The organism is Candidatus Methylomirabilis sp. (assembly GCA_036000645.1).
In the GTDB taxonomy this organism is placed as follows: Bacteria; Methylomirabilota; Methylomirabilia; order Methylomirabilales; family JACPAU01; genus JACPAU01.
The window spans coordinates 1-9,177 of sequence record DASYVA010000125.1 but is presented as its reverse complement, the minus strand read 5'-3'; the positions used below and the strand labels follow the sequence as shown (position 1 = coordinate 9,177).

11 protein-coding genes are annotated in these 9,177 nt (G+C 74.2%); 5 read left to right on the top strand and 6 right to left on the bottom strand.

Annotated features, from left to right (window positions below; all coding sequences use genetic code 11):
* A partial coding sequence (locus tag VGT06_07165; protein HEV8662898.1) for a hypothetical protein occupies nt 1-313 on the top strand: 313 nt, incomplete at its 5' end.
* Here the strand turns inward: VGT06_07165 and VGT06_07160 are convergent.
* The 6 genes from VGT06_07160 to VGT06_07135 are packed head-to-tail and all read right to left on the bottom strand — an operon-like array spanning nt 261 to nt 6,576.
* Nucleotides 261-986: a gamma-glutamyl-gamma-aminobutyrate hydrolase family protein gene (locus VGT06_07160; protein HEV8662897.1), complete on the bottom strand. Its 726-nt coding sequence runs from the start codon at nt 984-986 to the stop codon at nt 261-263. The two genes, VGT06_07165 and VGT06_07160, sit on opposite strands and share 53 nt — an antisense overlap.
* Nucleotides 986-2,572: a D-aminoacylase gene (locus tag VGT06_07155; protein HEV8662896.1), complete on the bottom strand. Its 1,587-nt coding sequence runs from the start codon at nt 2,570-2,572 to the stop codon at nt 986-988. The genes VGT06_07160 and VGT06_07155 overlap by 1 nt, the downstream gene beginning before the upstream one ends.
* A 17-nt stretch (nt 2,573-2,589) precedes the next feature.
* Nucleotides 2,590-3,771 (bottom strand): N-acetylglucosamine-6-phosphate deacetylase, encoded by a 1,182-nt coding sequence (gene nagA, locus VGT06_07150; GenBank protein ID HEV8662895.1) that lies wholly within the window; start codon nt 3,769-3,771, stop codon nt 2,590-2,592.
* Nucleotides 3,768-4,619 carry a thermonuclease family protein gene (locus VGT06_07145; protein HEV8662894.1) on the bottom strand — a complete coding sequence of 284 codons (852 nt, stop codon included), beginning with the start codon at nt 4,617-4,619 and terminating at the stop codon, nt 3,768-3,770. Before VGT06_07145 ends, nagA begins: the two co-directional genes overlap by 4 nt.
* Nucleotides 4,616-5,350, bottom strand: a complete 735-nt coding sequence (locus tag VGT06_07140; protein HEV8662893.1) for an SIS domain-containing protein — start codon at nt 5,348-5,350, stop codon at nt 4,616-4,618. Before VGT06_07140 ends, VGT06_07145 begins: the two co-directional genes overlap by 4 nt.
* Nucleotides 5,350-6,576: an anhydro-N-acetylmuramic acid kinase gene (locus VGT06_07135; GenBank protein ID HEV8662892.1), complete on the bottom strand. Its 1,227-nt coding sequence runs from the start codon at nt 6,574-6,576 to the stop codon at nt 5,350-5,352. The genes VGT06_07140 and VGT06_07135 overlap by 1 nt, the downstream gene beginning before the upstream one ends.
* A 244-nt stretch (nt 6,577-6,820) precedes the next feature.
* Here VGT06_07135 and VGT06_07130 point away from each other — a divergent pair, with 244 nt between their 5' ends.
* The 4 genes from VGT06_07130 to VGT06_07115 all read left to right on the top strand — a co-directional run.
* The gene (locus VGT06_07130; GenBank protein HEV8662891.1) at nt 6,821-7,021 is read left to right on the top strand and encodes a cold-shock protein; all 201 of its coding nucleotides are present in this window, start codon (nt 6,821-6,823) and stop codon (nt 7,019-7,021) included.
* Nucleotides 7,022-7,148: 127 nt separating this feature from the next.
* The gene (locus VGT06_07125) at nt 7,149-7,463 is read left to right on the top strand and encodes an RNA-binding protein (protein HEV8662890.1); all 315 of its coding nucleotides are present in this window, start codon (nt 7,149-7,151) and stop codon (nt 7,461-7,463) included.
* Nucleotides 7,464-7,565: 102 nt separating this feature from the next.
* Entirely contained in the window at nt 7,566-7,760 is a 195-nt protein-coding gene (locus VGT06_07120) for a hypothetical protein (protein HEV8662889.1), read from the top strand.
* 185 nt (nt 7,761-7,945) lie between these two features.
* On the top strand, nt 7,946-9,177 hold a 1,232-nt coding region (locus tag VGT06_07115), incomplete at its 3' end, for a gluconokinase (GenBank protein ID HEV8662888.1).

Below are 9,177 nucleotides of genomic sequence, written 5' to 3'. Positions count from 1 at the left end.
GTCTTGCGACCTCTGCTTCCTCGATGCGCGGCTTCCCGGCGTGGACAGCCCCTTCGCGATCCGGGTCCTGCGGGAGGTCGCGCCGGACATGCCCGTGATCCTGGTCGGGGAGGAAGCTCCCGCGGCCGAGGAGGCGGCCCTCCGGGCCGGCGCGGCCCTGGTCGTGCGCACGCCGGTCGGCGCCGACGCGGTGCGGGAGGTCCTCGGGGTCTTCACACGGGGCGAGGGGGAGGGGCAGGGGCGGGGCGGGGATGGCGGACTCAGCGCCGGGCGCGCTTCGCCGCCTCCTCCACCAGGGCGCGGAACAGGTTGAGCTGGGCGGGATCGGTGGGGGCGAGGCGCTCCGGGTGCCACTGGACGGCCAGGGCGAGCGGCTCCTCCACCCGCTCCATCCCCTCCAGGACCCCGTCGGCGGCGATCGCGGCCGGGCGAAAGCCCGGCGCCACCTCGCGGATCACCTGGTGGTGGGTGGAGGTGACGGAGGCCTCGTCCAGGCCCACGATCTCCCGGAGGCGGGTCCCGGGCAGGATCTTGATCGGATGGATGCGCCGCGCCCGCTCCTCTTTCACGCCCGTGTGGTGGGACGCCGTCTCCGGGCGGTAGGCGAGGTCCTGGTAGAGGGTCCCGCCGCAGGCGACGTTCACGACCTGCATCCCCCGGCAGATGGCCAGGATCGGGAGCCCCCGCGCCAGGGCCGCCCGGGTGAGCGCGAGCTCGAACCGGTCGCGGCTCTCGTCAATCCGGCCGCACTTCTCCTGGACATTCTCCCCGTAGAAGGACGGGTGCACGTCCTCTCCCCCGGTGAGGAGCAGGCCGTCGAGCGACCCCACCACGTCCGCCGGCAGGTCCGGCTCCGCCGCGATGGGCAGGATGAAGGGCAGCCCTCCGGCCGCCGTGACCGCGCGGGTGTAGTTGTCCCGGATATACTCCCACTGCTCCTGGCCGTCGTGATGATGCCAGGCGGTGACCCCGATCCGCGGCCGCATCAATTCTCCCTCCGCACCGGCCGCCCCGCCCGCCCGCCCGTCAGCGTGCCCGCCTCCACGGCCACCTGCCCATTCCCCAGCACCCAGGCGATCCCGGTGGGAGGCCGGTAGGGGTCCTCGTAGGTCGCCTCGTCCTTCACCCGATCCGGATCGAAGAGCACGACGTCGGCGACGGCCCCGGGGACGAGCCGCCCCCGGTCGGGCAGTCCCACCATCCGGCAGGGATCCCAGGTCATCTTCCGGACGGCCGTGGCCAGGTCAAAGAGCCCCAGCTCCCGGACGCAGTGCCCCAGGACGCGGGGGAAGGTCCCGAAGCCCCGGGGGTGGGGATGGCCCCCGCTCAGCGGGCCGGTGAAATTCCGCGTCCCCGCGTCGGAGCCGATCATCACGTACGGCTTGCCCAGGATCTGCTGCAGGTTCTCCTCCGACATCGTGAAGTAGATCGCGTCCACCTGCATCTTCTCGGCCACCAGCAGATCCAGGACGAAGGGGAGGGGGGCCTGTCCCGCGCCCGCCGCGGCCTTGCTCACCCGCAGCCCCTCGAACCGCTTGCTCCCCGGACTCACCACCTCGGCGATCATCACCTGATCCCAGTAGGCGCCGGTCTTCCCCTGGCTCGACAGCTCCGCGGCGAGCCGCTCCCGGACCGCCGGCTCCCGGAGGCGGGCCACCTGCACGTCCCGCCCGCCCTCGAGCACCCAGGAGGGGAGGCAGGCCGAGAGGCCGGTGTTGGCCGCGGTGTAGGGGTAGCGGTCGCAGCGGACCGTGAGGCCGCGGGCCTGGGCGCCTTCGATCAGGGCGAACGCCTGCGGGAGCTTCCCCCAGTTCTTCTCCCCGGAGGTCTTCAGGTGGGAGACCTGCAGGGGGATGGCGGCCGCCTCCGCGACCCCGAGGATCTCCTCGAGCGCCTCGAGGAGGCCGTCCCCCTCGCTCCGGATGTGCGCGGTGAGGATCCCGCCGGCCTCCCGGACGACGGCGGCCAGGGCGGTGAGCTCCTCCGGCTTCGCGAAGCAGGCCGGAGCGTACACGAGACCCGTGGAGATGCCGACCGCCCCCTCCGCCATCCCCCGGCGGGCCAGCTCGGCCATCCGCGCCGCCTCCTCGGGCGAGGGGGCCCGATTCGCCCCCCCCAGGATCGAGCCCCGGATGGTGTTGTGGCCCATCAGGAGGGCGAAGTTGATGCCGATCCGCGCGTGGGTGAGGCGGGCAAAATACTCCGCCACACTCCCGAAGCCGAGCGCGAGGCCGTAGACCTCCCGGTAGCTCTCCTCCCGTTCCCGCTGCCACGGCCCGGCGATGGGGGCGGCGGCGTAGCCGCAGTTCCCGCCCACCTCCAGGGTCACCCCCTGCAGGAGGGAGGAGGCCGCCTCGGGGGCGAGGAGCAGGTGGTAGTCAGAATGCGAATGGATGTCCACGAAGCCCGGGGCGGCGGCGTACTCCGCGGCCGGGAGGACGCGCCGCGCCGGCCCGCCCACCTCGGGGCCGACGGCCGCGATCCGCTCCCCCTGGATCGCGATGCTCCCCTCCACCGGGGGAGCGCCGGTCCCGTCGTAGAGCAGGGCATCGGTGATGAGCAGGTCGTACATCGGGCGAGGTTCCTTCGCTAGCGCGTCACGACCGGCCGGCCCCCCAGCAGGACCTGGTGCAGCGTCAGGTCCTCCTCCAGAATCACGAGATCGGCCAGCGCGCCGGGGACGATCCGCCCCCGGTCCGCCAGGCCGAGGAGGCGGGCCGGCGTCTCGCTCGCCATCCGCGCGGCCTCCCGCACGCTCGCGACGTCGTACTGTACCATGCGCCCGAATGCAGCGTCCATCGTGAGCAGGCTGCCGGCGAGCGTTCCTTCCGGCGTGACGGCTCGTCCTTCCCGCACCATGACCCGCTGGGCTCCGAGGGGGAAGGTGCGGCCGGCCTCCTCCGGCCCGGTGCAGCCTGCCGCGCTGATCGCGTCCGTCGTGAGGGCGGTGGCCCCCGGCCCTTTCAGGCGGATCGCGAGGGCCAGGGCGGTCGGGTGGACGTGCAGGCCATCGGGGATGAGGCCTACGCTCACCCGGCGGTCGGCCAGAGCCGCGCCGGCCGGCCCCGGCTCCCGGTGGTGGAGCGGGGCCATGGCGTTAAAGAGATGGGTGGCGTGACGGATTCCGGCGGCGATGCCGGCGGTGGCCTCGTCCGCGGTCGCATCGGTGTGCCCCATGGCCACCAGGCATCCCCGCGCGGCGGCGGCCGCGACCACCTCGAGGGCGCCGGGGACCTCCGGCGCCAGCGTGAGGAGCCGGATCGTTCCGCCGGCCGCCGCCCAGAGGCGCTCGAAGGCCTTGAGGCTCGCGGACTGGACGGCCTCCCGGGGGTGCGCCCCCGCACGCCGCGGGTTCAGGAACGGCCCCTCCAGGTGGATCCCGGGGAGGCGGGAGCGAGCCCGCCCGGCCGTCGTGACGTCGGCGGCGAGCGCGCGGAGCGCCCCCTCCAGGCGGGGGATGACGTCGGTGATGACGGTCGGGAGGAGGGTGGTCGTGCCGTGGCGCAGGTGAAACGCGGCCGCCGCCTCCCGGTGGGCAGGATCCGGGTCGGCGAAATCGAACCCGCCCCCCCCGTTCACCTGGAGATCCACGAACCCGGGGAGGAGCAGGCGGCCCTCGAGGGAGCGGATCCGGCCGGTCTTCCGCCGCGGCGCTCCCCGGCCGACCGCGGCGATCCGGTCCCCGGACACCGCCACGTACCCCCGGGGGATCTCCTCGCGGGGGGTGAAGATCCGGGCGTCGGTCAGGAGGAGAGAGGGGGCCGGCCTCACCTGCGGGCTCTCCCGGCGGTCCCGGGGATCCCCCGCCGCGAGCCCCGCGGCGAAACGAGGACCCGATCCACGACGGTCCCCGTAGGATCCCGGAGGGTGGCCTCGTCCCCGTCGTTGTTCCAGACGGGCCCGCCGGCCCGCCAGAACAGGCGCGCCTGCCCGGCTTCCTCGAGCAGGTCCGTCCCCTCCCCCGAGAAGACGAGGGCGGTATACCCTGGGTGCAGGGTGAGGGAAGGGAACCGGTAGCGGTGGCCGAAGCGGTCCTGGAGGGTGTAGCCGGCGAGCGAGGCCGGCTCTGCCGCCACGCAGGCGATCCGGACGTACTCCCGGTTCGGGTCCTCCCGGTCATCCCCTGGCGGGTTTGCCCGGATGCTGACGATCTTCACTGGCCCGCGGATCCCGGTCGGGCCCCAGATCCCGCGGCGGGCCGCCTGGGCCTCCCGCTGCAGCGTGAGGAGGACCTCCGTGTACCTCCCGTTCGGCGGGATGACGAGGACGTGGGCCAGGCCCTCCTGGATGAGCGTCGCGCTCACGGAGGTCCCCCCGACGGAGACGAAGGCCAGGAGCCGGCCGTACTGGTCCCGGAGCTCCGCATCGGTCTCGAGCGTGACGCTCCGCCCCAGCACGAGGGCGACGTTGCGCGCCGTGGCTTCGGCGGCGAACGGCTCCCCGGCCTCCGGCGTGTTGATCCCCAGGTAGCGGATGCGCTCGCCGGATTCGAGGGCGATCGTATCCCCGTCCAGGACCCGGGTCACCCGGGCGGAGTCGGCGGCGCCGACACTGCCGGCGAGGGCCAGGAGGAGGGCGAGGCCGCGGAGGGACGCGCGGGCGGGAGAGGGCTGGCTCACAGGGCCGGGATCCGATCGCGGTAGCGCGCCTCGAGGGCGCGGTTGTGTTCGTCCCCCCCCGGCACGTTGGCGCTCAGAAAGACCGGAGGGGTCAGGCCGGCGGCGAGGAAGCGCTCCACCACCCGGCAGACGAGATTATTGAGGAGATAGACCCCGGCCAGGAGGGAAGTGGGGCCGACCCTGGCCGCCAACCCGGGGTAGGCCACGGCGGCATCCCCCACCTCGCCGCAGGTATCCAGGACGCAGTCGGCCACTTCGAAGAGGCGCTTGCCGCTCGCCTGCCGGGAGGCCGTCGCCCGCGCGTGGGCGAGGGAGGTGAGGGCGAGGACCGTGAGGCCCCGGGCCTTCCCCTCCAGGGCCATCTCCACGGGGACCGCGTTGATCCCCGAGTTGGAGATGACCAGGAGAACCTCGCCGGCGCGGGCGCCGCTCGCCTCCAGGAGCACGGCGGCGATGCCGCTCACCCGCTCGAGCTTGCCGCTCTTCCGGGGCGCCGTCAGGGGCGTGAGAAAGGCCTCCTGGATCAGGTTCACGGGAACCAGGCCGCCCGCCCGGTGGAAGGCCTCCTCCGCCACGGCGTGGGAGTGGCCGCTCCCGAAGACGTGCAGGACCCCACCGGCCTTCAGCGAGGCGAAGACGGAGTCCGCCGCCTTCTCGAGCGCGCCTCCCTGGGTGGCCTCGATCCGCTCCAGGATCGCGCGGGAGGCTCCGCTGTAGCCGGAGAGGGGCATCAGGCCTCCGGGAGGGGGAGTCGGGAGAGAGTGCGCCCCGGGGTGATGCTCCCCAGGATCACGGGGGCGCGGGCGCCGGTCGCGGCCGGGAGGTTGCCCGGGCGGCCGGTGGCGGTGAGGGAGGCGAGGAGAGCGAAGGCGGCCGCCTCCACGGCGCGGGCGGGGAAGCCGGCCTCGTCGGTCCTCAGGCAGCGGAGGTGCGGGCAGGCCTCGGCCAGCGCCTTGACGAGGGTCGGGTTCTGGGCCCCGCCGCCGCAGAGGAGCAGGTCGGCGGTCCCCGGGGGGAGGAACGTCGCGACGGCGTCGGCCACGGCGCGGGCCGTGAAGGCCGTGAGCGTGGCGGCCGCGTCGGACGGGGTGAGCCCCCGGGCCTCCGGCCAGGCCAGCAGGTCCTCCAGGAAGGCGGGCCCGAAGGTCTCCCGTCCGGTGCTCTTGGGGGGGCGGCGCTTCAGGAACGGGTGGCGGAGCAGGCGGGCCAGGAGGGCCGCCGCGGGGCGGCCGCCCCGGGCCAGCGCCCCGTCCCGGTCGTACGTCTCGGCCCCCCCACTCGAGCGCGCCGCCAGAGCATCCAGGAGAGCATTGCCGGGGCCGACGTCGAAGGCCAGCACCCCCTCGGTGCCCGCCCCCGGCGGGAGGTACGTCAGGTTCGCGATCCCCCCGAGGTTCAGGACGATCCGCGCCCTGCCGGGCACGCGGAACAGGGCGGCGTGAAAGAGGGGAGTGAGCGGCGCCCCCTCGCCTCCCGCCGCGAGGTCCCGCGGTCGGAAGTCGGCGACGGTCGTGATCCCCGTGCGCTCCGCGATCACGGCCGCGCTTCCGACCTGCAGGGTGGCCGGGGGGGCGACGGCCCCCGGCCCTGGGGGCTGGTGGTGGAGGGTCTGGCCGTGGGATCCGACGAGGGCGACCTCCTCGGGTGCGACCCCCGCCTCCCGGAGGCACTCGAGGGCGGCTTCGGCGAAGGCCTCCCCCAGCCTCGCATTGAGGCGGCAGACCCGGTCCACCGTCCCCTCCGGCGGGGCGGTGCACGCCAGGATCTCGGCCCGAAGCTCGGCGGGGAAGGGGACCTGGCGGAAATGCAGGAGGCTCGGGCGGGGGAGGGGGTTCCCCGGCGCGATCTGCACCAGGGCGGCGTCGATTCCGTCAGCGGATGTCCCGGACATCAGGCCGAGGACCTTCAGGGCCTCCTCCTCGGGTCCCCGCCGCGGACCCGGCCGAGAATGTACCACGGGAAGGCGGCCGCGAGCCACCGGTGGCTGCCCGCGGGGTCCCGCCCCGAGAAATCCCCTTGACAAAGCGCTCCGGGGGGTCTACCGTGACGTCGGTTCGAGGTTCCGACGGTAGCGCCTCCGAGACGGAGTTGACGACGCCGCGAGGACCAACGTCCCGCGGCGTTTTTTGTTGGCCCGGCCATGGGGGTCGGGTTCACGGGCGGGGCGTAACCCCCGCCACATTGGAAAGGGTGTAACGCAGATGGCTCAGGGGCAGGTAAAGTGGTTCAGCGACAGCAAGGGGTACGGCTTCATCCAGCAGGAAGGCGGCGAGGACGTCTTCGTCCACCACACGGCCATTCAGTCCGAGGGGTTCCGCTCCCTGGCCGAGGGGGACAAGGTCGAGTTCGAGGTGGTGCGGGGCCCCAAGGGCTTCCAGGCCACCAACGTCCGGAAGGTCTAGGCGTCGCCGCCGCGGCGGACGCCGGATCGCGAAGGCTGGCCCGGCAGCGGGCCGGCCGTGACCATCCCTTCCCACCGGGACCGATCCGGCGGGGGGGCCCCCCCTGCGGGGGAAGGAGCGACGGAGCATGGGCAAGCGGGTCTACGTGGGCAACCTCCCCTTCACGACGGATGAGGCGCAGCTTCGCGCGCTCTTCGAGGAAGGGGGCCGGCACGTGGAGGCGGTCAACGTCGTGACCGACCGGGACACCGGGCGGCCGCGGGGGTTCGCCTTCGTGGACATGGCATCGGACCAGGAGGCGCAGGCCGCCATCAACGCCCTGAACGGCCGGGAGTTCGGCGGTCGGGTCCTCACGGTCAGCGAGGCGCGCGAGCGGCCGGCCCGCGGCGCTCCCGGGGGCGACCGGGGCGGCGGACGGCCGCCGCGTCGGGGCGGTTTCTAAGCCCGTTCCCTGACCCCGGCTGCCGGGGGGGTGGCCCAGCCCACCACCGTGCCTTCTCCAGGGCCGGGGCGCGGCGAAGCCTTTGCCTTGAGGAGGCGGATGATGGGAGGAAGGGCCCGAGCCTACGGGGCCAACAAGCGACGGAAGGAGTTGGCGCGGAAGGCGAAGCAGGAGGAGAAGCGCCGCCGTCGGGCGGAGCGGGGTAAGGCGGGGCCAGCGCCCGAGGGGCTCGCCTCGGAGGGGCCGGCCCCGGAGAGCGGTCCGCCGATCGCCGAGGGTGCCGAGCCCGTCGCATAGGCGCACCGCACCACAGAGAGACGATTCCGAGGGGGGAACTGCACCGTTCCCCCCTCTTTATTTTGTTTGGGGATCCCGTCGGGCCCTCCCCCCCGGCCGTCGCGTTTTGGGGGTGTCTCACACCCCCAAAGCCCGTATGATGTGGCGCAAGACTCGATTCCCGTCGTTCAGGCTGGGGTCTGGGCATGCCACCCGTCCTGCCGAGCGAGGCCGAGGCTCCCCTCACCGTCGCCCTGGATATCGGGACCTCCTCGGTCCGGGCCCTCCTCTTCGACCGCCGCGGCTGCCTCTTGGCGGGCCGGGAGGGGCGGGCCGCGTACGCGATGGAGGTGACGCCCGACGGCGGCGTCCAGACCGACGCGGACGCCATGGTCGCCCGGGCTGCGACCTGCCTGGACGCGCTCCTCGCGGCCCCCGGGGCCCCTCTTCCGCCGATCGCCGCGGTGGCCACCTCGGCCTTCTGGCACAGCCTGGTCGGCGTGGACGGCAGCGGGCAGGCCGTCACCCCCCTCTATAGCTGGGGCGATACGCGCAGCCGGGGCGAGGCGGCCGAGCTCCGTCAGCGCCTCGACGAGCCGGCGATCCATGCGCGGACGGGCTGCCCTCTCCACCCCAGCTACCTTCCCGCCAAGCTCCTCTGGCTCTCCCGCACCGCTCCTCCGTCATTCCGCCGGGCCGCCCGCTGGATGTCCATCGGCGAGTACCTGCACCTCTGCCTGCTCGGCCGGGCCGCCTGCAGCCTCTCGATGGCCTCGGGGACCGGCCTCCTCAACCAGCGGGAGGGGACCTGGGACGCCGAGGTGCTCCGGGCCATCTCCGTCAGCCCCGAGCAGCTCTCTTCCCTCACGGACCTGGATGCGCCGCCGGCGGGGATGCGGGCGCAGTTCGCCAGCCGGTGGCCCGCCCTGCGCGATGCCCTCTGGTTCCCGGCCCTCGGGGACGGCGCCTGCGGCAACGTGGGAAGCGGGTGCACGGGGCCCGGCCGGGTGGCCCTGATGGTGGGAACGTCGGGGGCGATGCGCGCCCTCTGCGAGGCGCCGGCCGGGCGCGTCCCGTGGGGCCTCTGGGCGTATCGTCTCGACCGTCGCCGGGCCGTCCTGGGGGGAGCGCTGAGCAGCGGGGGGGACGTCTTCGCCTGGCTGCAGGGCGTCCTCCGCCTCGGCGCCGCCGAGGAGGTCGAGCGGGAGCTGGCCGTCCTGCCGCCGGACGGCCACGGCCTCACCTGCCTCCCGTTCCTCGCGGGGGAGCGGAGCCCGGGCTGGGCGGCGGAGGCACGCGGCGCCCTGGTGGGGCTCCGCCTCGCGACTCGACCGATCGAGATCCTGCAGGCGGCGCTCGAGGCCATCGCCTACCGCTTCGCGCTCATCCGCGAGCTCCTGGGCCAGGTCCTCCCGGGGCCCACGGAGATCGTGGCCTC